Here is a 25,660-nt window from a genome sequence, read left to right on the forward strand (position 1 = left end):
TCAACTAAAATATCTCTATTTGATAATTTGATATGTTTTTTAATTATCGTATATGATGTATTAGCCAAGAGAAGTTTTCTCTTTGTCAGAGTAAAATACTCAAATCAGGCATTTATTTTAGAATTGAGACAAATTCTCTTTTTTTCTGTTATAAAAACTCAAAGATGACTCATTGTTAAAGGATACGAACAAGACACTATGGCAATTTCAAGTTTTGGCAAAATTTTAACCGTACTGGACTTATTTTCAGTTTCGCGTCCAGTCATTAATGTCGATATTATTTGCGAAGAACTTGGCTTGTCTAAACCAACCAGTTACCGTTACCTCAAAGAATTAGTGTCTACTGATCTATTAAAACGCATTAATGGGACATCTGGCGATTATACCTTAGGCTCAAAAATTGCAGTTCTTGACTACATATCTCGCACAACAGACCCATTAGTTCAAATCAGCACACCGTTTATGCGAAATATTGTAGAGCGCACCGAACTGTGCTGCTTGCTCACCTATTTAAATGATGACTATTGCATCGACATTCATCATGAAATATTTAAAGACACTGAACTGCTCTCGTATGGTCGAGGCTGCCCAAGACCGATTTACGTTGGGTCATCTCCAAAAACGATGGTTTCGCATTTAAGTAAACAACGGATGCAAGATTACTATCATCGTTATCAACAAGAATTAAAACAATCAGGTTTTGCTGAAGATGAACCGAGCTTTATTCAGCGTATGCGAAAAATTAAAAAACAAGGCTTCTATTTCTCACAAGGTGAGATTGACCCAAATGTTTCTGGGCTTGCCGTTCCAGTACGTTTTTCGAACAAAGAAGTGCCTTTAGCTTTAACTCTAGTTGCCTCTAAAAATCGTTTTGATTTTTTAAATGTTGAAAAGCTCATCGAAATTTTACAAGAAAATGCAGCACTTATTGAGCAGCGTTTTATGGAGTTATCTGAAAAAGGTGAAATCTAAAACTCCACCTTATGATAATTTAACCTTTTCTTACACTTTAAAATATTGAATATCTCACAATATTCTCATATTATGATTTTAGCTCCTATTGGTGATTCTTTTCATCAGCAGCTCATCAATAGAAGCATCCCCCTCAGAGGAATAAGCTCATGTTGCCATCATGGGCTTTTTTCTTATCCAATTTTTATAAGAACTGAAATTGCCGAAAAGTAAGATTAATACGTGGTTGTAAAATTTTTGTTGAGCGATTTAAACGGTGTTGCCAATATTGTTGTGTCTCACCACGCATCACAATGAGTTGACCTGGCTGGAGCCATAATTCAACTTTCTCTTTACTTTGAATATGTCTAAAAGAAAATTTTCGGGTAGCACCAAAGCTTAAAGAAGCAATTGTTGTGGTTTTTGCCAAAGACACATCCGAATCACTGTGCCAAGCCATACCTTGAGTTCCATCTTCATAGAGATTTGCTAAGCAAGAATTAAATTTCTCTGAAAGTATTTGCTCTACCTGTTGTTTTAGTTTGGCGAGTGCTTTGTCCCACGGCAAAGAATCACGTGCGACACCCGAATATTTATATTGATAGTAGTCATCTCCATACCATGCAACTTTTCGAGCTGTTATAAAGTGCTTGCCATACAACTTAGCCTCGTCATGTTTCCACGCGAGGTGCTGGTAAAGATAATGAAAATATTGTTCAGCTTCTTCAGGGCTTAAAATACAACCATAGTCCTGAACTTCACCATCGTAGGGTAATAAATTCTCACAAGGCTCTGGAGAAAATAAATCCAAGGTCATACGGTCTCTCCATGTTGCTTTGACATCTCCCAAGCTAACAATGCCAATTTACGCCCCTTTTGCCAATGATATTCTCCGACCATTCCTGTTGCGCGGATCACTCGATGACAGGGAATCAAATATGCAATCGGATTTTGTCCAATTGCGGTGGCAACAGCTCGTACCGCTTTAGGTTTGCCAATTTGCTCTGCAATATCTTGATAGGTCCGCAATTGACCTTCTGGAATGGTCAGTAACGCTTCCCAGACTTGCAGTTGGAATGGGGTTCCAGCCAAATTAAGAGGAAGTTTCTGCTGTAAGTGTTCTGAAAAATCTTGTTCGAACCATTCTGCAACTTGTTTATGCCAAATCGGTGACTGATTTTTCAATTGAGCTTTTGGAAAATACTGCTTAATTAAATCTTCAATATTCTCGTGAGTTTCGATAAACCGTATAGAACATATACCCTTTTCACTACTTAGCACCAACAGCTCACCAAATGGACTGGTCTCAACCGAATAATTAAGAATCACGCCTTCGCCTTGCTGTTTATATTCACCAGGTGTCATCCCTTCGAGCTGAATAAACAGATCATGTAAACGACCAGTACCCGACAAACCTGTGTTTAAAGCAGTTTCTAATAAGCTTCGCTTTTGCAGCAAATAATATTTAGCCTGCTGCAAACTCATATATTGAACAAATTTTTTCGGACTAATACCTACCCATTCCTGAAACTGACGTTGGATATAACCTGAACTTAAATTCATATGGCTCGCAACATGGTCCAGACTCGGTTGTTGGTCTAGATGTTCATATAAATATTCAATTACATTGGCAATTACAGCAAATTGCCGAGAAGAAAGCATTTGCATGTGTCACCTCCTTAGCATTCATATCTTACATTAAAGTAGCTAAAGCCCCATGACGACCCGATTCTTGCACTTTCGAAAATAAAAAAGCCTTTCATTATAGAAAGGCTTAATCATTCAATATGTGCTTAAGGTTGCTTTAAATATGGCCAAGCCGCTTTAAGATAAATAAACATTGACCATAAAGTTAGAATGACCGCTGTATATAACAACGCGTAAGCCAACATTTCTAAAGGTTGCCAATTGAGTAAGAACACACTAATGGCAATCATCTGAAAAGCTGTTTTATATTTACCTACTGTTGATACAGCTACACTCGTTCTTGCGCCAAGTTCTGCCATCCACTCACGTAAAGCAGAAACTGTAATTTCCCGTGAAATAATGACAATTGCCGCAAAAGCCATTGAAATGGTTGGATTCCACTGCACCAAAACAATAAGTGCTGCCGCCACCATGAGCTTATCTGCAACTGGATCTAAAAAACGGCCAAATGCTGAAGTCTGGTTTAAAGTTCGTGCCAAATAGCCATCAAACCAATCGGTAATAGCAGCCAACACAAAAATAGCCGTCAAGATAATATGACGACTCATATTCCCTGCTTGCTCACCAATACCCATTGCAGGCGGCCAATACGCAATCACCAAAAATACAGGAATAAGCGCGATACGCGCCAACGTTAGGATATTTGGGATATTCAGGATTCGCCCTGTGGTCATAAACACCGCCAATTTAGTCTTCATGCATCTTGTAACAGACAAAAATACATTCTTCAATATTGTATCTATCTGTAACAGCCACTTTATACGAAATATACGAATCGAGGAAGTGGACTGCTTAGGTAAATACCGTAACAGTTTGCCGTAAAATTGCAATTAAATGATCATTTTGGTCCCAAAGATGGGCATATTCCGTGGAATAACCTTCACCAGCATATTCAGTCACCACTTTATATTTAAACCAATCACATAATTGATGTGGAAATGGATGGACATAGGTAATGTGCCAAGTTAAAGAACTTGCAGGAGCAACTTGTTTAAACATCGGCAATACACCAGGTGGCCAAATATCCATCAAAACAATTAAATCTGGCAATGTCATTTGACGATTTTCATGCTTCTCTGGAGAGAACCTTGACCATCCTCCAAAGTCAGCATACTGACTTCCTGTAACAGGATAATGACCTTCTGCCCAGCATACATCAAAATGTTGATAGCATTCTGGCATTTGTCTAGCAAAAGGAATCGGTTGTAAATCTTCGGGTGGTGCATAAATTGGCACAATAGGTTCTTGCCGTACTTCAATATTCGACGCACGAGGCACACCAAAGCTCGCGACCAAAATAGTTTGTACCGCGCCATCTTGCCATAAACGGGTTTCAAGTGTAGTGACCGACTTCCCTTCCCTTAAAATTTCAACAGTCAATTGAGCAGGCCCCTGCTGTACAGGTCCCACAAAAGTAACACTACAACTTAATAATCTTTTATTTGGATCTTGAATATTGGCGCACGCTTTTTGCATCAGCAATCCCGCAACAAGACCGCCAAACACTGTCCGTCCTTGCAGCCACCCTTCAGGTATTTCAATCCATTCCTTTTGTTTTATTTCTTCAAACAATTGCAGCAAAGACATTCCTTTCCCTAAAACAAAAGTGTTATTAGGGACGATCTTTCCTCATTTTGATTGGAATGTGAATGGTCAATCCTTTAGTAATGGGCGAGCTATTTTGTCACTCCGCCTTTAAAACGATGCTTATTCATGCAGAATTTTATAAATCGTTCGGGCCATCATTTCCCCCAAACCAGGCACAAGCGTAAGCTCTTTTTCAGATGCTTTTAAAACACCTTGAATCCCACCAAAATGAGTTAATAAATCTCGACGGCGCTTTGGACCCAATCCCGGAATCGCTTCTAAAACTGAAGTGCTACGGCGTTTATCACGTTTAGCTCGGTGTTTAGTAATTGCGAAGCGATGGGCTTCATCACGTACCTGTTGAATCAAGTGCAACGCTTTATGATCTTCGGGTAACTGGATTTTTGTGCCATCTGTAAAATGCAGGGTCTCAAGGCCCGGTTTACGCCCTTCACCTTTCGATACACCAACCATAAAAGCATCGAGCCCAAGCTCTTGCATAACTTCCATCGCCATGTGAAGCTGACCTTTACCACCATCAATCAACAACAGATCAGGCAATATGGCTTTTTTATAACGGCGTGTTAAGGCTTGGCGCATAGCAGCATAGTCATCGCCTGCGGTAATGTCTTGAATGGCAAATTGGCGATAGTCACGCTTACGAGCACCACCTTGGTCAAATACCACACACGACGCAATTGGAGCTTCGCCCATGGTATGGCTAATATCAAAACATTCGATACGATCAACGGGTCTTCCAATCACTTGCTCTAACTGATGGAAACGTTCATTGAGTTCTAAATGGTTACTCAACTGCCCCTTAATGGCATGTTGAACATTCATTTCAGCTAACTCTAGCCATTCGGCACGAGTTTCTCGAACATTACTCTTAATCTGAACCTTTTTGCCAAACTGCTGTGCCAATGCTTCTTCTAATTCTTTACGGTCAGGTAAAGCAATGTTTACAATGAGTTCATTGGGTACTTCATCTGCAACCTGAAAGTAAAAGTTTGCCATAAAGTCACTAAGCATTTGCCCAAGGTCATCGCCTAGCATGTCAGGGAAATAACTTTTTCCACCTAGCATTCGCCCATTGCGTACATACATAATCTGCACACACGTCACGCCAGCCTGATATGCAATGGCCAGAATATCCGCCTCACCTTTGACCTTAAAAACGGCCTGTTGCGCTTGAACTTCACGAAGTAAAGATAGTCGATCACGGTAAAAAACAGCTTTTTCAAATTCAAGTTCTGCTGCTGCTTGTTCCATTTTGGCAATGAGCTCTTGATTAAGTTCTTTCGTATCACCTTGCAAAAAGCGAATACTATTATTAATGTCTTCTTTATAATCTTCGGGTGAAATCAGCCCTACACAAGGTGCAGAACAACGCTTGATCTGATATTGCAAACACGGGCGCTTGCGCTGTGCAAAGTAGCTATTTTCACACTGGCGTACATTAAAAAGCTTTTGTAGAACGAGTAAAGTATCACGGGCACTATAGGCACTTGGATAAGGTCCAAAGAACTTACCAATTTGGTGCTTCCCTTTGCCGCGACCACTAGCAAGCCGAGGATAGGGCTTATCTGCCGACACAAAAATATAGACATATGACTTATCGTCCCGCAGCATGATGTTATAAGGCGGACGATGCTGTTTAATTAAATTTTGCTCAAGGAGTAGTGCTTCAGTTTCTGAACGAGTGACTAAAGTTTCAATATCATAAATTCTGGCAACTAAGGCCTGAGTTTTAGGATGCTCAATAGTTTTAACAAAATAACTCGATACCCGATTCTTTAGGTTTTTCGCTTTGCCGACATATAACAATTCGCCCTCTTTCCCTAGCATTTTATAAACGCCTGGAAGTTGGGTCATGTGGGCTAAAATTTTTTCAATATGGGGACGAGCGTTTTGATTCACTATCGGCAGACATGGCTTAATACTGAATACCTAATGTGATGTTTTCAACCTGAGTTTTCAAGTGCTTTACTGTGCCACAAGCCAAATTTGGAAACAGATTTGGATATGCCCCGACAGACTATGTCGTACTCGCTTAAGAATCGAGGCGATAGTAGCTATATTTCACATCTTTTTCTTTATAGACCGCATAGGTTTTTTGACGAAAATCTGAGAACCAGCCATTCCCTGTATATCCCGCAATATGACCATATGTGTGGCCACTTGTCCGCTCAATAATATAAATATCGCCTTCTTGAGGACGATTAAAAGCAGGTTTAATTTTCTTATAACCATTCTTCTCAAGCGTATGCCCCCAGTCTGAAGCTGCTACTGGATGCTTAGACACATCCGCTCCTGCTGCTTGTAAAGCAATGCGAATATTTTTGGCACATTTCTCTTTACTATGGTTGGCAGATATACTTTCAAGCTTACTTGAGAACTTGTGCAAATTAATATTTTGATCTTCAGATTGATGAATTTTCACATCAGTTTTTTTATGTTTTTCAGTCGACGAAGCTGCTTGTCTTAACATCACTTTCATTTTTAAATCATCTTGAGAGCTTTCTTCTTTTCTCTCTTCGATATGATGAACATGTGCATGAACTGCGTGATGAGCATGAGCCATTTTAAAACCTACTTCCGCTAACCAGTCTTCGAAAAAACCGCGCCATTGTAGAATCAAAATTGGTCCTTGGCTTTTAATAGTTGTAACAAATTGCCAGCACTGTGAAATGAGTCACAAAATTCAATAAAGGTTAATTTCTATGAATACTAAAGAATTTGTCAAAGAACTTATAAATACTATTTCAGACGAATATATCGATACTTATAAACAGATTTACTCATCTACTTTAATCGATAATAAAATTAAAGAAGATCCCTACTGGTTTGATGCTCTCACTTTTTATCAATCTTTATCTCAAAAAGATAAGGAAACCTTATTTAAAATCATTAAACAGACGACTATTGATACTACAAGTATAATTCTAGGTATTATTGATGGTCCTGTGACCTTAAATCAGATCCCTGGTGACTTTACGCTGACATATACAGAAAATGAGAAGACAGTAATTTTAAATGGAGATCTACAGGATGAATTCCTTACCAAAATAAAAGAAAGAGACATATCACAATGATATATAATGAATTATAATAATGGAAATATAATTATGATATTAAAACAAAAGCTTATTTATAAAAACTCGAAAAACGAGAAAATCAAATTAATACTCGAACCTTGGGCAGAAGAATATAATATTGAGTCAAATTCTGAAGTAGAGATTATTGTTGAAAGTGATATAGAAAAAGGATATTTAATGATTGAATCAGAGATAGACCGTGTTGTCATCTATGGTTGGCAAGGAAGTCTTATTCAAGTCTTCAAAAATGGTAAACTTATTGACTAATGATTTTATTAATAATCTATTCCTTCTAACAGGTTATTTTAGCTTAAAACAAAAAACGCCCTTTCGGGCGTTTTAATTAAAATATATATGGTCGGACAAAAATCAGGAAGAAAATCCCAAGCATTAATAACCATTTTAAGAAGTAATACAACTTACGGTTTTTAGCTTTTAATGCTTTAGCTTTAATGCGAATTTGATAAACATAACCAAAAGCTTTATTTAAACCACCTGTTTGGTCACCTGTTTCATTCGGTGAACTTGCAGCAGTCATCACTTTACGACCAAACCAATGATTGAAACGTTCCATCCATTTCACTTTCATCGGTCGTTCAACATCTGCAAAGAAAATAATACGGTTTTGATCAGTCTTATTTTCAGCATAGTGAATATAGGTTTCATCAAATACAATACTTTGGCCATCTCGCCAAGAGTATCTTTCACCATCAACATCAATAAAACAACGATCATCATTTGGCGTAATTAAACCCAAATGATAACGCAGTGAACCTGCATATGGGTCACGGTGTCTTACCAAACGGCTGTCAGGTGCAAGCTCGGTAAACATAGCGGCTTTAATTGTCGGCAATGTTTTAAGAAGTGCTGTGGTTTTCGGGCAGAGCTCAGCAGCAGACGGATGACTTGACTCATACCATTTTAAGTAAAAACGCTTCCAACCTGTTTTAAAGAATGAGTTAAAACCTAAGTCGTTATATGTACTTGAAGCTTTGATTCCACCTTGGTCATATAAAGCTTTCGCTTCATCACGAATCATTTCCCAATTTTCATCCAACACTTTTAAATCTTTAAAATGCTGGGTGTCGATATAAGGTTGATTCGGCACCTTTGAAAAGATGTACATTAAAAAGTTAATCGGTGCGAGCAAGGTTGAATGGTCAAAAAACTGACGATAAAACGAGTGACGCACTTTGCCGCGATGCTGGATATACAATGCTGATATCACAAAAATCGCTAATATGATCCACTTAATCATATTGCTACTCTTTCAAAAGATTAGGGGCAACTTCACCTTATATTTAAGGCAATAGAAACCGGAAGTTTATTTAATTGGCACAAATTTTAACAAAATTGACTTATAAAAAGCGAATGTAAAAAATAAGTCAAATAATAGGTCTCATATTTTTATAAGAAATAAAAGAACCCTCAGTATTTTTTCAGCACTTTAAGAAGTTAAACTTGTTGTTATTTTTATTCGCTTTTTTAAGATAAAAATTGAACAATTGACTTTTTTGACAAAAAACTAACTTTTGAATTTTCATATTTTTTATAAGAAAGTGTGATAACTCCAGAGCTTTATAAAGAAAAATTTAAAGCAAAACAAAAGCCTTTGATTAGCAGCTATCTTTATGATTTCTTTTATGCAATTTAATACAGATGAATTGAATAATAAATAAGATGACCCTTGCGTCACGGCTTGATACAACTTGTCAGGTTTTTTTTAGATATAGTTATCGTAAGATTAGCGAAGCATAAATGTGTACCAAAGCTGTGCACACGCTTCATAACATCAACTTAGAAGTCCTCCAAAACCAAGGAGATCAGGCATGATCCACGCTGGCAATGCCATTACCGTCCAAATGCTTTCGGACGGAATTGCAGAATTCCGCTTTGACTTACAAGGTGAGTCGGTCAATAAATTTAACCGTGCAACAATTGAAGATTTCCAAGCTGCTATTGCTGCGGTAAAAGCAAATAACGATATTAAAGGCTTAGTTGTTACGTCGGGCAAATCAACATTTATTGTTGGGGCAGACATTACCGAATTTGGTGAAAACTTCGCTCAAGGCGAAAAAGCGATTGTTAACTGGCTTATGCCTGTTCACGAAATCTTCAATAGCTTTGAAGATTTAGAGATTCCAAAAGTTGTTGCTATTAACGGTATGGCGTTAGGCGGCGGTTTTGAAATGTGTTTAGTGTGTGACTATCGTGTGATGTCAGAAGCTGCACAAGTGGGCTTACCAGAAATTAAACTTGGTATCTACCCAGGTTTTGGCGGTAGCGTACGTTTAAGCCGTGTTATCGGTATCGACAACGCGGTTGAATGGATGGCAATGGCTGCTCCTAAAAAACCAGCTGCTGCACTAAAAGATGGTGCTGTAGATGCGGTTGTAGCTGCTGATAAATTACTTGAAGCTGCAACTGATTTAGTGAAGCAAGCAATTTCTGGTCGTTTGAACTGGAAAGCAAAACGTCAAGAAAAACTTGATGCTGTAAAATTGAACCCACTTGAACAAATGATGGCTTTCAACACAGCAAAAGGTGCTGTACTTGCTAAAGCAAATCCTGCTCAATACCCTGCTCCAAAATTATTACTTGATTCATTACAAGCAGGTGCAAGCCTTGCGCGTGACGAAGCATTAAAAGCAGAAGCCGAAGGTTTTGCTAAAGCGGCGATTACTCCACAAGCTGGTGCATTGATTGGTTTATTCCTCAATGACCAAGTTGTTAAGAAAACTGCTAAAAAACATGAAAAAGGTGCGCACCCAGTAAACCAAGCAGCTGTACTTGGCGCTGGTATCATGGGTGGTGGTATTGCTTACCAAGCGGCAAGCAAAGGCACTCCAATTATCATGAAAGATATTGGTAACCCACAACTTGCACTAGGTATGTCAGAAGCGAACAGCTTGTTAACTAAACAAGTTGAACGTAAGAAAATGAAACCTGCGCAAATGGGTGAAACCCTTGCACGTATCCGCCCTACTTTAAGCTACGATGAGTTTAAAGAAGTCGACATCGTGATCGAAGCGGTTACAGAAAATCCAAAAGTTAAAGAAATCGTTCTTGCAGATACTGAAAAGCATGTTCGTGAAAACACGATTATTGCGTCTAACACGTCTACAATTTCAATTACACGTTTAGCGAAAGCATTACAGCGTCCTGAAAACTTTGTAGGTATGCACTTCTTCAACCCTGTTCACATGATGCCGCTTGTAGAAGTCATTCGTGGTGAAAAGACTTCTGAAGAAGCGATTGCAACTACTGTTGTGCTTGCTCAAAAAATGGGTAAAACACCAATCGTTGTAAACGACTGCCCAGGGTTCTTGGTTAACCGTGTATTGTTCCCTTACTTTGGTGCGTTTGACCTTCTTGTAAAAGACGGCGCAGACTTCCAGCAAGTTGACAATGTAATGTCTAAATTTGGCTGGCCAATGGGCCCTGCTTACCTCATCGACGTTGTTGGTATCGACACGGGTGTTCATGGCGCAGAAGTTATGGCTGAAGGTTTCCCAGACCGTATGAAGCCAGACTATAAAGGTTCAATCCAAGCAATGTACGAAGCTAAACGTCTTGGTCAAAAGAATGACGTTGGTTTCTACAAATATGAACTCGATAAGAAAGGCAAGAAAGCAAAAACTGTTGATCCAACAGCGTATGAAATCATTGCTCCTTTCGTAACGGGTGAAAAACGCGAGTTTGATAACCAAGAAATCATTGACCGCATGATGCTTGCTTTCTGTAACGAAACAGTTCGTTGCTTAGAAGACAACATCGTTGCAACTGCTGCTGAAGCAGACATGGCAATGATTATGGGTGTAGGTTTCCCTCCATTCCGTGGTGGTCCATGTCGTTATATCGACCAGACAGGTGTTGCTGAATATGTTGCACTTTGCGACAAATATGCACACTTAGGTAAGGCTTATGAAGCGCCACAAATGTTGCGTGACATGGCTGCTAACAACAAAAAATTCTACGGTTAAGGAGCAACGTGAATGGCTACTTTAAATCCACGTGACGTTGTCATCGTTGATGGCGTACGTTCTGCAATGGGTAAAACCAAAAACGGTATGTTCCGCAATGTACGTGCTGACAGCTTATCTGCTGAATTAGTTCGTGCACTCGTTGCTCGTAACCAGTTTGATACCAATGAAGTTGAAGACTTAATCTGGGGCTGTGTAAACCAGACTCTAGAGCAAGGTATGAACATTGGACGTAACATCGGTCTATTGGCTGACCTACCAAAAACTGTGGCAGGTCAAACTGTTAACCGTCTTTGTGGTTCTTCTATGCAAGCACTTCATACGGCTGCTGCACAGATCGCAACAAACCAAGGTGATATCTTCATTATTGGTGGTGTAGAGCACATGGGTCACGTAGGTATGATGCATGGCATCGACCTTAATCCAGAAGCATCTAAACACTACGCTAAAGCATCTAACATGATGGGCTTAACAGCTGAAATGTTAGGTCGTATGAATGGCATTAGCCGTGAAGAGCAAGACGCATTTGGTGTTGAATCTCATCGCCGTGCTTGGGCTGCAACACAAGAAGGTCGTTTCAAAAACGAAATCGTTGGTGTTGAAGGTCACGACGCAAATGGTTTTAAAATCCTTTGTGACATCGATGAAGTGATTCGTCCAGATGCAAACATTGAATCGTTCAAAGCATTACGCCCTGTATTCGATCCGAAAGGCGGTACGGTAACTGCGGCTACATCTTCAGCTTTGTCTGATGGCGCTTCTGCAATGTTGCTTATGTCTGCTGAGCGCGCACAAGCGTTAGGTTTAAAACCACGCGCTGTAATTCGCTCTATGGCAGTTGCAGGTTGTGACGCTGCAATCATGGGTTACGGTCCAGTTCCAGCAACTCAAAAAGCGCTTAAACGTGCTGGTTTAATGATGGCTGATATTCAAACTATCGAATTAAACGAAGCATTTGCTGCTCAAGGCTTATCAGTAATGAAAGGCTTAGGCGTTTATGACAAGCAAGACATCATTAACTTAAATGGTGGTGCGATTGCTTTGGGTCACCCACTAGGCTGTTCTGGTGCACGTATCACAACTACGTTGTTGAACGTAATGGAACAACAAGATACTCAAATTGGTCTTGCGACCATGTGTATCGGCCTTGGTCAAGGTATTGCAACGATTATCGAACGTGTTTAATTAACACCAAGATAAAAAAATCCCCGCTTATGCGGGGATTTTTTTATCGGCCTTTTAAACCGTCTTGAATTTGCTGTTGTAAATTTATGAGGTCAGTAATATTCACTTTCATCGTACCCTCACGATAAGCATCGACATTACTTCGGTTAATTTTCAGAGGCTCTAACATTTTAAAAATACCGTTGGTCGGGTCAGAGGACTGTATTCCCCCTGCTACTGCTAAAATATATTCTTGCAAAAACGGAGAAAGTTGAGACAAATCAGGCTGTGCCATGACTGGCTGATAATCTACCGTAGTCATGCCTTCAGGGACCAAAGCATTCTGTATATCGTAATGAGTTTTATACTCACGATGTTGCAGAGCCTGACGCACTTTTTTATCTTCTTGAAACGGTACAAACCCCACTTCTTCACGTAGCTCAGATTCAGCCATAACGCGAATTGTTGGTAGAGTAGCAACCTCTTCAGCTTGAACAGTCGGCAACCCCATAAAAGCAAATGCAGCGATCAAAGCTGATTGTTTTAGAAAGTTCATAACTTGCTCCAAAAATCAGTCACCCTATTCAAATTAAAAGATGATGATTAAATTAAAAGTATCTATAAATAGGCTACAACAAAGTTGGTTTTGATTCAGTAAGGCTCAGATAAACGGTAAATAGAGTTAAAATTTTTAATGTAATAGTAAGGTTCTTTTATTTATTAGAAGAGTCCAATTATATAAATGCACTCTATAACTTAAACAAAAGTGTCCAGATTATAGAGTGCGATTTATCTTATAAATTTTATTCCCTCTCTAACATCTCTTTTAAAGAATTCACGACTTGCGGAAATGTTGTATAACCTTCCCGCCCTAAAAAATGACCGCCATTAGGCACTGTAATGTACGGCGCATCAATTTCTTTAGCGAATTGAATCGTAAGTTTTGGTGGAACCAAATCATCGTTATCAGACAAATAAACGAGTTTTTTCTTTATGTCATGAAAGTAACTCGTATCGACTTTGCTTTTTGTTATATAAGCATCGAGTGGAGAAAAATCTGAAATAGGTCCAGAAAATCCGGATACTAAAATCATTCCACCAATGTTTTGATAATCATGTCGTTGCAAAAAGTGCAGCAAAGTAATCACCCCTAAACTGTGAGCAACGAAATAGGTATTTTCATTTACAACAGGAATATGTTGGTCTAAAACCTTCTGCCACGCATCTACATCTGGATGTTCAGAATCTGGAAATGGAATTAAAGTAACGGTTGTATGTTCATCTTCTATTTGATGTTTTAGATCTAAAAACCAGTGATCATCGATAGAGGCTGAATAACCATGAAGTACAAATATTTGACGCATGTTCTTCTCCTGAAGTTCAATTGTTTTGGCATTTGCAACAAATGACATGAAGCCGAATAACACCAATAAAATGAGTTTTCTGATCATGAAACAAGTACCATTTTGAAAGATATAAACATGCTAAACTATGACACCACTGTTAAGGTCAACCCTATTTTATGAACCTTGCCAAAGTTGCCGAACTCACAAAAGTAAGCCCTCGTATGCTGCGTTATTATGAGAGTTTAGGGCTTATACAGCCTCATCGGGCGAGTAATAACTATCGAAGTTATACGCAAAAAGATATTGAAAATATTAAGAAAATTAAAATATTAAATGATGCGGGAATGAATCTAAAAGACATTCAGGCTTTGTTACCTTGTTTTGATTTAGATGAACGCGTATTTACGCTATGTTCAGTAGTTCAAGAAAAGCTGCAAACTGAGCTCATGCATGTGTCCCAGCAGTTAATCAAACTACAAACTTCTCAAAGTTTATTACAATCTTTTTTAAGTAAAGGGAAAGCTGAGAGCACCAATCCATAAATTTTGATGCTCACGTTTAATTTATTCTTTTAAATCTCCCTCTAATGCAGCTACGTTCCTTTTCTTAATTTTTTCAACTTTTGCATTCAGCTTTAAAACATCTTGGTAAAGCTGGTTAAATTTTTTGACCTGAGCATTTTCATGAAAAAGAATCATTTGGTCTTTCTTTTGCCATGGATAGTTTTTTAGAAGTTTAAACATTTCTTCTGCTTTATCTAAAATTTGTAGTTCAATCATAAAAATTGCATGATCTTGATCAGCCTTTTGTTGAGACCCCAATTTCATTTCCAGCAGTTGCCTCATCTCTGCATCCACAGATAATTCTTGAACCTTTGCTAAGAAAGTTTTATGAATTTTTTCATATTCAGTTTGATACTGATCTGAAGCTATACGGACATCAGCTAACATCTTCTCGGTTTCTACAAACTTTTGCTTTTTATCAATATCTAGACGATCAACATTTAAAAAAGTATCCCATTTGGCTGCTTTGAGTTCTCTTAAATATGCATTTCGTGCATTAATATTTTGAATCCAATAACTTAAAAGAAATTCTGAAATTTGCTTATAGTGTCCTGCCAACCGTTTATCATGAATATTAAGCTCGACGGGTTTAGACCAGTCTTGTGCTTGTTGATAAAGCTGGTTCATTTTTTCAGTCATGACGACATCAAACATTTGACTACTGTCTTTGGCTTGCTGCTGCTTGATATGTTGATAGGTGAAAAAAATAATGCTTATGACAACAATCAGACTTGCTATCGCAATCAAAACTCGGCGCATACACACCTCCTATTTCCCTTCTTATAGTTTTGCTCTTTATAGTTATAAAATAGAGCTTATTCTTCTTTATATGCCATTTATTTCACAATACGCAACACTGTATTCGCTACTCAAAGCTTTAAATCCTTGTGCATCATCCCTATTATGATGGGTAATTAAAATTTATGAGATTCTCCCATGCGTGTTGATGTCTGGTCTGATGTAGTTTGCCCTTTCTGTTATATCGGCAAAAAACGCCTTGAACATGTAGCTGCGGAAGCAGGTATTGAGCTTGAAATTCACTGGCATAGTTTTGAATTAGATCCTGATGCGCCAGCAAAACATGACACATCAAATACAGAACGTTTGGCTAAAAAATACGGCCGTACCTATGAAGAGATGGAAGAAATGGAGCGCAATATTGCGGCCATGGCTGCCTCTGAAGGTATTGATTTCCAATGGCAAAAGGCTAACTCTGGCAATAGTTTCAATGCACACCGTATTATTCACCTTGCGCAAAGCAAAGGCTTAGGCAACCAAGCAAAAGAAGCTTTTTTCCATGCTTATATGACCGAAGGCCTGGCAATTGGCGAACGTGAGGTTGTTGAAGAAATCGCTTCTCGTATTGGCCTTGATAATGCCGAAGTTGAATTTGTATTAGATACAAATGAACTATCTGACTTTGTTCGTCATGATGAAAAAATTGCGAAAGAACAGCTAAATGTTACTGGCGTGCCATTTTTTGTATTTGACCAAAGAATTGCACTCGCTGGTGCTCAACCACGTGACGTCTTTTTAAAAGTCTTAGAGCAAGCACAACTTAAAGCAAATGCTGAAGCAGTTGAGCAAGATGATGCTGCTGTTTGTGATGATGAATCATGTGATATTCCACAGAAATAAATCAACACAATTGAAAATGTGATGAAATCGTATGTTTTATCACCATTTTAGCAATAGAGCGTTCTAAAAAAAGAACTATCTAATTGTTTAAAATCAGTTTATGATTGCTTCTTAGAATATTCGCGCTGTAATGTTCTGTTTTTTATGTGTTTAATGATCGGAATTTGAAGTTTCCTTGATCTATCATCCCCCTTAATTGGGGGATTTTTTTTGGTTAAAAATAATCGCCACTAGCTTAAACTTTTTAATTTATTTCAAATATGTAAAAAAAGTTAAATTTACTTAACTTTTGTGTCGTCCTCTTGATTTTATTAGAAAAATCAACAAAAGTGGAAACAACAACAAAACATAAAGATAGATATGAAAACATTTCACGTAATGCCTTATCGGCAGCTTTTTGCACTTTTAACTCTTGGATTCGGTTCGGTATGCATTGCTCATGCAGAAACAACCTCTTCCCCTCAAAACCAACAAGTAGAAGGTTTGTCATCTGGAGTTCAAACCGAAGCTACAACAGATGAAAATCTGTTAGATCAGATCCCCCGTTGGGTAGATGCGACCCCAACCATTTTTCCAGAGCAGTCTAGTCAACCTATTGTTCCCCCTACCGAACAAACAGAAGATCAAACGTGGGTTGACCGTAAGCAAAAGAAAATTCGTAATTGGGCCGATCGTACTTCTGAAAAAATTGATAACTGGTTTGGAGAAGTCGATCCACAGAAACCTGCTACTGCAACTATTCGCGTAATGGTCGATAACTATTGGAATGAATACGATAATTTTGAAATTAAGCCCAGAATACGAGGCAGGATTAAATTACCAACGCTAGAAAAACGTCTAAGTGTGGTATTTGGTGATGATTCTTTAGATAACGAATTTAATAACAGTCCGGCCAATATTAATCAAAACCCAAATCAAGACTCCAATAAGAAGCTAAATGGTAAACAAACTCGAGATGACAATAGTTCTATTGCTTTACGTTGGTCAGATTTCTCGAAAAAATTGCCTTTTGAAACAGATGCTGACTTAGGTATCCGTTCTGGAGACGATATTTATGTTCGTTTAAAAGCATCAAGAAATTGGCAACTCCGTAATGATTTTAAATTTTATGCTGAGCAAATTTATCGTTACGGTATAGACAGTGAAAACTACTTACGTACCAATCTTGAACTTACCCATGCCAGACCAAATCAACCGATTTTATCAAATCAGTTCAGCTTAACTTATGCCGATGATCAAGATGATGATCTAAGTTGGGAAAATAGGGTTTTCCGTGAACATAGTTTCTTTGCAAATAACCGTTTTAACTATGGTATTTATACAGGTGGTTATTACAACGACAATGACTTGCGTTTAAATAGTTGGGGACCATTTGTTTCATGGCGCCAACCTGTTTTACGTGAATGGTTCTTTGTTCAAGGAGATGTAAATTACTTTAATGATCACCGTGAAGATCGCAACCATTTCGTCAGCACCTTCTTGCGCTTAGAAGCTCTTTTTTAAGCTGCCAAACATCACCTTGGAACCCATCCAAGGTGATGAATAATAAAATACTTTTAAATAAAATTTTAAGCTTAGCCTCTTAAAGTACTGTTCTAATTTTTATTTTTGATTCCTTCTCTTTAAAAATGAATCAATTCTCACCTTTTTCATTTCAATACAAATCAGCTGCCTTAGTTTGTATTTATAGTTTAGGCGTATTGGCTTTAATTCCGCATACTCAATTTTTTTATAATACGTTCAAGCACCAACGGTCACGGCGTTATCCTTATTCTTCTACGAGTTTTACTAAAGTAAAAAGACAATCACTTTCACTCTCTCCTTGTGAAATAGAGACAAATAATGCTTTACCCGATGTCGCCTTAATTCAAGAACTAATGGCTGTATTTGGAAATGATACGTTATGGAAACGTGCGACTCAGCCTGAACAAACTTATAAAGCCTTTGGTAAGAAAAAGAAGAAAACCTCATCGACACAGGTTTCGACAACTAATCCATTAAGTGCAAGTTGGGCCACCATTTCAACATGGATGCCTTTTGAAAATAATCTTGATTTAGGTTCAAACTCAGAAAACGATGTTTATGTACAATTTTTGGCAAAGAAAAAATGGAATTTAAGACATAACATTAGTTTGGATACAGAACAGGTATTTCGCTACGGTTCTACTAGCCGAAACTACACCGAGACAACGCTAAATCTAACGCAAAAAATGCAAGACAATACTCTTTTCGCTAATAAATTTAATGTGAATAAGAGTGAAAATGAAGATTATAGTTGGGGGAATTGGACTTTCCAGCAGTATCAATTTTTAAAGGATAATCATCTTACTTACGGTGTTTATAGCGGTGGCGTATATACCAAAAACGACATTCGGCTAAATAGTTGGGGGCCTTATATTTCATGGCGCCAGCCTGTGTGGCGAAATTGGCTTTTTATGCAAAATGACCTTAACTTTTTTAACCATATTGATGATGATTCGAAACATCAGCTCAGTGTTCAAATGAATCTCGAAGCTAATTTTTAATCAGAAATTATCAAATTGTGGATAACTCTTTCTTTATCCACAAAAAAAGCCCCTGATAGTTCAGGGGCTTTTTTTAAACTGAATTATTTCAGCAATAAGCTATTAATACGTTTTACATAAGCTGCCGGGTCTTCCGGTAAACCACCTTCAGCAATAACAGCTTGATCAAAAATGACATTAGCCAAGTCATCAAACTGTTCTGAACTTTCGAGTTTCTTCACCAATGGGTGCTCAGGGTTAATTTCTAAAATTGGTTTGATTTCTGGTACTGACTGTCCTGCTTGTTTAAGCATACGAATAAGTTGAGGTGATAATTCACCTTCACTTGTCACTAAACATGCAGGAGAATCAACTAAACGCGTTGTTACACGCACTTCTTGCGTTTTAGCTTTCAATGAGTCACTTAGTTTCTCAACAACAGGCTTAAACTGTTCAGCTGCTTGCTCAAGTGCCTTTTTCTCTTCAGCATCTTGTAAGTCACCTAAATCAACCGCGCCTTTAGAGACATTCTTTAATGGTGTACCGTCAAACTCTTGAACAAAATTCATTGCCCATTCATCAACACGTTCAGCCATTAATAATACTTCAATGCCTTTTTTCTTGAACAACTCAAGCTGTGGCGAGTTTTTTGCTGCCGCTAAGCTGTCAGCAGTCACATAGTAGATGGCTTTTTGGCCCTCTTTCATACGTGCTTTATAGTCAGCAAAAGAAGTTGTTACTTCATCATTGGTTGAAGTCGCATAACGTAATAATTTTAAAATACGTTCACGGTTACCAAAGTCTTCGCCCAAGCCTTCTTTAATGACTGAACCAAACTCACTATAGAACGTCTTGAATTTTTCTTGGTCTTGTTCATCTTCCGATTTAGCCAAACCATCAAGTACAGTTAATACGCGGCGCGCATTACCTTCACGAATCGTTTTGACATCACGGCTTTCTTGCAACAATTCACGGCTGACATTGAGTGGTAAATCAGCACTGTCCACCACACCTTGAACAAAACGTAGATAATTTGGAATTAAATTATCCGCATCGTCCATAATAAAGACACGTTTTACATAGAGCTTAATACCTGCTTTGGCTTCACGAGTAAAAATGTCATGCGGTGCTTTACTTGGAATATAAAGTAGCTGTGTATATTCGGTACTGCCTTCAACACGGTTATGCGCCCAAGCCAATGGCGCTTCAAAGTCATGCGTTAAGTTTTTATAGAACTCAACGTACTGCTCTTCTGTCACTTCGCTCTTGTTACGTGTCCATAAAGCGCTGGCTGAGTTAATTGCTTCCCACTCGCCAGTTTTGACCATTTGACCGCCTTTAGGTTCCTCACCCTCAGCAACCTCTTCTTCCTGCCAAACTTCTTTTTGCATTTCAATTGGCAAACTAATGTGGTCAGAGTATTTATTAACGATCTGCTTAACTTTATAAGATTCTAAATAATCAAGCGCGTCATCACGTAAGTGAAGAATAATGTCGGTACCACGTGAAGCCTTATTAATTTGCTGAACTTCAAACTCGCCTGTACCACCACTAATCCAACGCACCCCTTCAGATGCATCTAGACCTGCACGGCGTGATTCCACGGTAATTTTATCGGCAACAATAAAACCTGAGTAAAAGCCAACACCAAATTGACCAATCAACTGAGCATCTGCTTTTTGATCACCAGTCAATTTTGACATGAAATCTTTAGTACCCGATTTTGCAATCGTACCTAAGTTATCAATCGCTTCTTGCTGGTTTAAGCCAATACCGTTATCAGAAATCGTTAAAGTTTTATCTTCTTTATTTAAAATGACTCGTACATGTAAATCGGGATCATTTTCATAATATTCAGGATGATTAATTCCTTCAAAACGCAACTTATCACATGCATCTGATGCATTAGAGATCAGCTCACGTAAGAAAATCTCAGGGTTAGAATAGAGAGAATGCGTCACTAAATGTAAAAGCTGTGCAACTTCCGCTTGGAAACTATAATTTTGTGATGCTTGTTCACTCATAAATCACTCCTTAAATTTTGAAGTCTGTTTGTTCTCGAATGCTTTATGAATGGAGTACTTCTAGAATTTTTCAATCCTGAATATTAAAAATTTTTACTCTAATTAAAATGGACCGTGGCTTAACACTCTATCTTGCAATATTGCATCTAGTTGCTGTTGTCGTTGTTGATAAACTTTGCTAATACAACTTACACCAGCCGCACAAGCATTTCTTTTTTTCAACCATTGTTGCTGAGCATCTTTTTGGTTGTCCCGTCCGCCCATTGGTAAAGCATGCAGAACAATTTGATAAGTCGTCGCCATTTTCACATCGGCATCATTTAAAGAACGGTTTTTACAAATACTTTTTTCCGTTTTCGTTTTTGCAGCATCACATGAGAAACTTGCGGCTTGCAAACTTTGTGTAAAAGCGATACCACTAAAAATAGCCAAACACATCGCTAATTTTTTGTTCATGATTTTTTCCATGTTTTGTAATGAATAGAAATTAGTTTAGAAAAAAATTAGCATAAGATATGTATAAAACTGTCTGTTTTATGCTTTTTTTAGTGCAAATAAAATCCATAAAAAAACCTCACATAAAATATATGTGAGGTGCCTGAGTCTAGGTTTATTATTATATTTTTTCTATTTATTATTATGCTTAAAATTTATAGCTATAACCTAAAGTGTAAACAAACGGATTAATATCTAAATCAAATTTATAGTTAGCAACTGATGGATCAATTGTTACTTCAGGACTAATATCCATATAACGGACATCTACAAATACACCCCAGTTTTTAGCATCTGCAGGTTGGAAATTAAAACCAACTTGTCCTGCCACACCAAAGTCTTCTTTAACTTTTACCGCTACTCCTTGTTCATCCCAAGGAATAAATGCTGTAGCACCAACACCAATATACGGTGTGAAACGAGTAGAGTTTTTAAAATGATATTTGGCAGTAATCGTTGGTGGTAACTGTTTAATACGCGCTACATTTTTACCATCTAACAATACGTCATGATTAATAGGTGCTGCTAATAATAATTCTGCCGAAAATGGAGACTGGCCAAAAAAGTATTCTACCGATGGTGTAAATGCATATTCATGATCTGCTTTTACCACGCCTAAAGGTGTTGTTGTATCTTCTGATGGAGCAATAACACTACCACCAAATTTCACTTGCCAGTTACCAGCAAAAGTAAAAGAAGACATCCCCATTAATGCAACAACCAAAGCTTTTTTGAACACTTTAATATCTCCAACCTTATTTATATTTATAATAAACATGTATTTTAAAATCATGCAATACGCATTATAAAATTAATTTATCATTTATTTTTAAATAACTGTTTTAAATAAAAATATATATTAACCAACTATTTTAATAGGTTTTTATTCCAACCTTATTAATCAAGATTATTTTATATTACCAACTATTTTAATATACTTTTTAATTCTGAGTATTTTAATATAATTTATTTTAAATACATCTTTTATTTAACCAATAAAAAACCTTCTTAATTTAAATCCAAAGATCATCATTAAGAAGGTTAATAATTTAATATTTTATAAAAAACTATAAAACCATTGCAGCAATCCAGCCAAAAATTAATAGCGGAATATTAAAATGAATAAATGTAGGTACAACCGTATCCCATATATGGTCATGTTGCCCATCTACACCTAAACCAGCTGTTGGGCCTAAGGTCGAATCAGAAGCTGGTGAGCCTGCATCACCTAATGCTGCTGCTGTCCCAATAAGGGCAATCGTCGCTAATGGTGAAAATCCGAACTGAACGCATAACGGTACATAAATAACGGCCAACACAGGTACACTTGAGAAAGATGAACCAATACCAATCGTGACAAATAAACCAATACAAAGCATTAAGAAAGCTGCAAGTGCTCGATTATCTCCAATGATTTCAACCACACCTTTGACCAGTTGATTGATATCTCCTGTATGCGTCATTACCGATGCAAAGCCCGCAGCAGAAATCATAATGAAACCTACCAAGGCCATCATTCGCATACCTTGTACAAAGACATCATCTGCATCTTGCCACTTAAAAATTCCGGCAGTAGATAGAACAGCAAAACCGACTAAACCACCCAAAATCATTGAACCTGAATAGAGCTGTGCAGCGAGTGTCAGGCCAATTGCAAGCAATGCCATATAGATCGTTTTCTTTGCAATTACGGGTGCTTGCTCTGCCTCATGCTTTAACTCTTCTGCATCTGCTTTTAAGTCAGCTGTTTCATCTTGCGCTGTTGCACGAAGAGGTTTATCTAAATCAATCGTTGTAGTTGGTGTAATAGCGCGATCAGCATAAATTCTTGGTTTACGGTAGCTAATAAATACAGCAACCAAAGTACCTAAAACCATTCCCAAAACAGGAATAGCCATGCCAATTGACATCATGCCACGCTCTACATGTAAGCCATACGCTGCGCCAACTTTGTTGATATTCCCCATCAAAATTTGTTCAAGGAAAATTGCACCAAATCCAACCGGAAGAAAAATATAAGTTCCGACTAAACCTAGCGTAAGCACACAGGCTGCTGCTCGACGATCTAACTTTAAATGGTTCATTACCCGTAATAATGGCGGAACGAGTACGGGAATAAAGGCGATATGAACCGGAATTAGGTTCTGAGAGAAAATAGCGGCGATGAGTAAAATACCTAACAGTAGATATTTCACTTTCGTCTCGCGGCTTTTTCCAGCTTCCATTCCCAACAAACCAATCAGTTTATGGGCAAGTAAATCGGGTAAACCAGATTTTGAAAGTGCCAGAGCGAATGCCCCTAACACAGCATAGGCAAGTGCAACTTCAGCACCATCACCAAGACCAGCGTTAAAGGCATCAACGGTTTGAGAAAGGCTTAAACCTGCTACGAGGCCGCCTACAATGGCAGAAACCACTAAAGTCAGTACAACAGAAACGCGCGCCAGTGATAATAAAAACATCACTGCAATCGCAATAACGACAGCATTCATGAATAAATTCAGAGCAAAACAAAAGGCGACATTCTATCAGATTCAGACCTATGAAGCCGAAAATATCGCCGAATTAACAGTTTTATGCAGTCACTCAATGATTAAGCTTGGGCCTTAATAAACTGACGAATATGATCTGCAATTTTTGCCGGCTCACTTAGAATTGCCCAGTGATTTGCTTCAAGCTCTGCATATTCAAAATTTTCTACCCACTTTGGCATAGCCTCAGTAATATATTCAGGGCTCACAAAAGTATCATATTTTAAAATAACGGCTTTAACTGGACATTGAGCATAACGCTGACGAGGGCCAGTTAAACGAGGAATAAAATTTGCTCGGTATAAATTAATGCCATATTTACCATCTGCATTAATATTATTATTTAAAGGTAAATTACTTTTTCTCTCCAGCTGAGTCAGGACTTTCCCCCATTTTTCAGGGCTAAAAAGAGACCATACTGTTGGTGCTAACAAAGGAAGATGGAATGCACCGATATACCAAGATTTGGTTAATATTTTTAGGATCTGAGCTGGTGAAGATTTAAATTTATCACGCAAAAACAAAGCTGCATGGTCAAGACATGGCCCAGAAATGGTTGTGTATGATAATAACCGTCCTTTAAATTTAGGCTCAGTTACCGACTCCCAAGATTGAATTGAACCCCAATCGTGTGCAGCCATATGGAATTGACGATTTGGTAATAATTCATCAACCACTTCTTGTAAATCTAGAGATAACCGCTCTAAACGGTAATCGCGTATACGTTTTGGTATAGACGACAAACCCGCCCCACGTACATCATAAGTGACAATGTAAAAATCATTATTTAAATGTTCAATGATTGATTCCCATACTTCTTGATTGTCAGGATAACCATGTACTAAAACCAACGGTGTATTTTTTTCATCGCCCCATGTTTTGGCACAAAGGGTTTGTTGGTCACTTGTTGTTACTGTATGAACTTTTGGCTGCATAATCATTTCCTATCTTGTTTTTCAATCGATCATGTCGTTAGTCGGATAGAGCATTGCCATCAATATAAAAAAGATGATACTTATCTAGTATGAATACTGTTTCAATAAAAAAAATTGACTATTATGGCTATTTTAAGAAGACTTCAGAACAATCCTACGATTTCAAAATTTCTATTTAATCACTACCCACCTTATCGTGGTGCAGGGATTTATATTGAAATCATGAATTTAGAACTTTGCCATGTACGTGTAAAAATGCCGCTGACTTGGAAAAACCAAAACTTGGTCGGAACACACTTTGGGGGCAGTCTTTATTCAATGGTTGATCCATTTTACATGATGATTCTGCTGCATCATCTCGGATCAAAATATATTGTCTGGGATAAAGCTGCTGAAATTAATTTTCTTTCCCCAGGTCGAAGTACGGTACATGCAGACATTCGAGTAGATTTAGCTGAGATTGAGCAAATACGTGAGCTTGCCGAAAACTACGACCCTGTTTTAAGAACTTATCATCTAAACATTTTTGATGAATCTGGGGTAAGAATTGCCGAAGTTAAAAAAACGCTTTATATCAGACGTAAAAAAGCAAAACCTTTCCCGCAATGAAAATAAGCGCTAAAAAGCGCTTATTTTATTCAATCAATACTGTGTTATCTTTTTTCTTCAATCGCTGCACCAGCACCACCACCGATCGCACCGCCAATTGCAGCACCAGAGTCACCACCCAATATTGCTTTACCTACCACAGAACCAATACCAGCTCCGATCGCACTCTTAGTCGTGGTTTGCTTACTACCGCCTTGGCTATTTGAACCAACACCAGCACCTACTGCTGCACCTAAGCCTGCACCAACACCACCACCTACATGGTTACCTAAGCCACCACCTAGTGCTCCACCTGCTGCTGCTGCACCAATACGCTGGTCAGACGGACTCATATTTTGACAACCCGTAAACATAAGCGTAGACAACATTAAAGCAGAAACTAATCCTATTGTTTTTTTCATGGCCATACTCCTACTACCTGTTCTAATAAAAAGAATAATCCTCTTTTATGAGGAATTTGATCAGATTGTGTTATTCATCTGTCCTAATCGATTGATATTTTGTAAAGCTCATCTATTTATACTC

General features: G+C 38.0%; 26 protein-coding genes. 10 read left to right on the plus strand and 16 right to left on the minus strand.

Annotation, left to right across the window (positions count from 1 at the left end):
• The first annotated feature begins 198 nt into the window (after positions 1-198).
• Positions 199-972, plus strand: a complete 774-nt coding sequence (locus AC1PJP_RS07865) for an IclR family transcriptional regulator (protein WP_004795045.1) — start codon at positions 199-201, stop codon at positions 970-972.
• Positions 973-1,156: 184 nt separating this feature from the next.
• Here AC1PJP_RS07865 and AC1PJP_RS07870 read toward each other — a convergent pair whose 3' ends face one another.
• The 6 genes from AC1PJP_RS07870 to AC1PJP_RS07895 all read right to left on the minus strand — a co-directional run bounded on the left by AC1PJP_RS07870 (position 1,157) and on the right by AC1PJP_RS07895 (position 6,829).
• Complete coding sequence (locus AC1PJP_RS07870) at positions 1,157-1,768, minus strand: alpha-ketoglutarate-dependent dioxygenase AlkB family protein (RefSeq protein ID WP_004795047.1); 612 nt, start codon at positions 1,766-1,768, stop codon at positions 1,157-1,159.
• Positions 1,765-2,619 carry a methylated-DNA--[protein]-cysteine S-methyltransferase gene (locus tag AC1PJP_RS07875; protein WP_479766774.1) on the minus strand — a complete coding sequence of 285 codons (855 nt, stop codon included), beginning with the start codon at positions 2,617-2,619 and terminating at the stop codon, positions 1,765-1,767. The genes AC1PJP_RS07870 and AC1PJP_RS07875 overlap by 4 nt, the downstream gene beginning before the upstream one ends.
• Before the next feature lie 125 nt (positions 2,620-2,744).
• Positions 2,745-3,332 carry a CDP-diacylglycerol--glycerol-3-phosphate 3-phosphatidyltransferase gene (gene pgsA, locus AC1PJP_RS07880; protein WP_004795051.1) on the minus strand — a complete coding sequence of 196 codons (588 nt, stop codon included), beginning with the start codon at positions 3,330-3,332 and terminating at the stop codon, positions 2,745-2,747.
• Between the two features lie 118 nt (positions 3,333-3,450).
• Positions 3,451-4,245 carry a thioesterase family protein gene (locus AC1PJP_RS07885; RefSeq protein WP_005301789.1) on the minus strand — a complete coding sequence of 265 codons (795 nt, stop codon included), beginning with the start codon at positions 4,243-4,245 and terminating at the stop codon, positions 3,451-3,453.
• A gap of 120 nt (positions 4,246-4,365) precedes the next feature.
• Positions 4,366-6,165 (minus strand): excinuclease ABC subunit UvrC, encoded by a 1,800-nt coding sequence (gene uvrC / locus AC1PJP_RS07890; protein ID WP_199944918.1) that lies wholly within the window; start codon positions 6,163-6,165, stop codon positions 4,366-4,368.
• 133 nt (positions 6,166-6,298) lie between these two features.
• Positions 6,299-6,829, minus strand: coding sequence for a peptidoglycan hydrolase (locus AC1PJP_RS07895; protein WP_035332052.1), 531 nt, complete (start codon positions 6,827-6,829; stop codon positions 6,299-6,301).
• Between the two features lie 139 nt (positions 6,830-6,968).
• On the opposite strand from AC1PJP_RS07895, the gene AC1PJP_RS07900 reads away from it, so the two are divergent.
• Both AC1PJP_RS07900 and AC1PJP_RS07905 read left to right on the plus strand, forming a co-directional pair.
• The gene (locus AC1PJP_RS07900) at positions 6,969-7,340 is read left to right on the plus strand and encodes a transposase (protein WP_199943478.1); all 372 of its coding nucleotides are present in this window, start codon (positions 6,969-6,971) and stop codon (positions 7,338-7,340) included.
• 33 nt (positions 7,341-7,373) lie between these two features.
• On the plus strand, positions 7,374-7,610 hold the full coding sequence (locus AC1PJP_RS07905) for a hypothetical protein (protein ID WP_479766775.1): 237 nt from the start codon (positions 7,374-7,376) through the stop codon (positions 7,608-7,610).
• Positions 7,611-7,686: 76 nt separating this feature from the next.
• On the opposite strand, the gene lpxO is transcribed toward AC1PJP_RS07905, so the two are convergent.
• On the minus strand, positions 7,687-8,601 hold the full coding sequence (gene lpxO, locus AC1PJP_RS07910; protein WP_013199091.1) for a lipid A hydroxylase LpxO: 915 nt from the start codon (positions 8,599-8,601) through the stop codon (positions 7,687-7,689).
• Positions 8,602-9,172: 571 nt separating this feature from the next.
• Between lpxO and fadB the strand changes: the two genes are divergently transcribed.
• Positions 9,173-11,326 carry a fatty acid oxidation complex subunit alpha FadB gene (gene fadB, locus AC1PJP_RS07915; protein ID WP_479766776.1) on the plus strand — a complete coding sequence of 718 codons (2,154 nt, stop codon included), beginning with the start codon at positions 9,173-9,175 and terminating at the stop codon, positions 11,324-11,326.
• A gap of 12 nt (positions 11,327-11,338) precedes the next feature.
• A complete protein-coding gene (fadA, locus tag AC1PJP_RS07920; protein WP_479766777.1) occupies positions 11,339-12,511 on the plus strand; it encodes an acetyl-CoA C-acyltransferase FadA in 1,173 nt (390 codons plus the stop codon).
• 43 nt (positions 12,512-12,554) lie between these two features.
• On the opposite strand, the gene AC1PJP_RS07925 is transcribed toward fadA, so the two are convergent.
• The gene (locus AC1PJP_RS07925) at positions 12,555-13,046 is read right to left on the minus strand and encodes a hypothetical protein (protein WP_213033743.1); all 492 of its coding nucleotides are present in this window, start codon (positions 13,044-13,046) and stop codon (positions 12,555-12,557) included.
• 247 nt (positions 13,047-13,293) lie between these two features.
• Positions 13,294-13,941 carry an RBBP9/YdeN family alpha/beta hydrolase gene (locus AC1PJP_RS07930; RefSeq protein ID WP_479766778.1) on the minus strand — a complete coding sequence of 216 codons (648 nt, stop codon included), beginning with the start codon at positions 13,939-13,941 and terminating at the stop codon, positions 13,294-13,296.
• A 71-nt stretch (positions 13,942-14,012) separates the two neighbouring features.
• Between AC1PJP_RS07930 and AC1PJP_RS07935 the strand changes: the two genes are divergently transcribed.
• Entirely contained in the window at positions 14,013-14,378 is a 366-nt protein-coding gene (locus AC1PJP_RS07935; protein ID WP_133975705.1) for a MerR family transcriptional regulator, read from the plus strand.
• A 21-nt stretch (positions 14,379-14,399) separates the two neighbouring features.
• Here AC1PJP_RS07935 and AC1PJP_RS07940 read toward each other — a convergent pair whose 3' ends face one another.
• Positions 14,400-15,158, minus strand: a complete 759-nt coding sequence (locus tag AC1PJP_RS07940) for a hypothetical protein (protein WP_479766779.1) — start codon at positions 15,156-15,158, stop codon at positions 14,400-14,402.
• Between the two features lie 177 nt (positions 15,159-15,335).
• Here AC1PJP_RS07940 and AC1PJP_RS07945 point away from each other — a divergent pair, with 177 nt between their 5' ends.
• The 3 genes from AC1PJP_RS07945 to AC1PJP_RS07955 all read left to right on the plus strand — a co-directional run bounded on the left by AC1PJP_RS07945 (position 15,336) and on the right by AC1PJP_RS07955 (position 18,562).
• Positions 15,336-16,037, plus strand: a complete 702-nt coding sequence (locus tag AC1PJP_RS07945) for a DsbA family oxidoreductase (protein WP_111855678.1) — start codon at positions 15,336-15,338, stop codon at positions 16,035-16,037.
• Between the two features lie 360 nt (positions 16,038-16,397).
• Entirely contained in the window at positions 16,398-17,540 is a 1,143-nt protein-coding gene (locus tag AC1PJP_RS07950; protein WP_174745981.1) for a hypothetical protein, read from the plus strand.
• 125 nt (positions 17,541-17,665) lie between these two features.
• The gene (locus AC1PJP_RS07955; RefSeq protein WP_479766780.1) at positions 17,666-18,562 is read left to right on the plus strand and encodes a selenocysteine synthase; all 897 of its coding nucleotides are present in this window, start codon (positions 17,666-17,668) and stop codon (positions 18,560-18,562) included.
• A gap of 83 nt (positions 18,563-18,645) precedes the next feature.
• On the opposite strand, the gene htpG is transcribed toward AC1PJP_RS07955, so the two are convergent.
• The 5 genes from htpG to AC1PJP_RS07980 all read right to left on the minus strand — a co-directional run bounded on the left by htpG (position 18,646) and on the right by AC1PJP_RS07980 (position 24,532).
• Positions 18,646-20,565, minus strand: coding sequence for a molecular chaperone HtpG (htpG, locus tag AC1PJP_RS07960; RefSeq protein ID WP_479766781.1), 1,920 nt, complete (start codon positions 20,563-20,565; stop codon positions 18,646-18,648).
• 102 nt (positions 20,566-20,667) lie between these two features.
• The gene (locus AC1PJP_RS07965; protein WP_479766782.1) at positions 20,668-21,021 is read right to left on the minus strand and encodes a lysozyme inhibitor LprI family protein; all 354 of its coding nucleotides are present in this window, start codon (positions 21,019-21,021) and stop codon (positions 20,668-20,670) included.
• Positions 21,022-21,208: 187 nt separating this feature from the next.
• Entirely contained in the window at positions 21,209-21,799 is a 591-nt protein-coding gene (locus tag AC1PJP_RS07970; RefSeq protein ID WP_005301750.1) for an OmpW/AlkL family protein, read from the minus strand.
• Positions 21,800-22,127: 328 nt separating this feature from the next.
• Positions 22,128-23,552, minus strand: a complete 1,425-nt coding sequence (locus tag AC1PJP_RS07975; protein ID WP_005301747.1) for a Na+/H+ antiporter family protein — start codon at positions 23,550-23,552, stop codon at positions 22,128-22,130.
• A gap of 101 nt (positions 23,553-23,653) precedes the next feature.
• Positions 23,654-24,532, minus strand: a complete 879-nt coding sequence (locus tag AC1PJP_RS07980; protein WP_479766783.1) for an alpha/beta fold hydrolase — start codon at positions 24,530-24,532, stop codon at positions 23,654-23,656.
• 117 nt (positions 24,533-24,649) lie between these two features.
• Between AC1PJP_RS07980 and AC1PJP_RS07985 the strand changes: the two genes are divergently transcribed.
• Positions 24,650-25,135 (plus strand): DUF4442 domain-containing protein, encoded by a 486-nt coding sequence (locus AC1PJP_RS07985; RefSeq protein ID WP_005301740.1) that lies wholly within the window; start codon positions 24,650-24,652, stop codon positions 25,133-25,135.
• A gap of 44 nt (positions 25,136-25,179) precedes the next feature.
• Here the strand turns inward: AC1PJP_RS07985 and AC1PJP_RS07990 are convergent, their stop codons facing one another.
• On the minus strand, positions 25,180-25,536 hold the full coding sequence (locus tag AC1PJP_RS07990) for a hypothetical protein (RefSeq protein WP_013199104.1): 357 nt from the start codon (positions 25,534-25,536) through the stop codon (positions 25,180-25,182).
• Positions 25,537-25,660: the final 124 nt, after the last annotated feature.

It is taken from the genome of Acinetobacter sp. V116_7 (assembly GCF_056735735.1).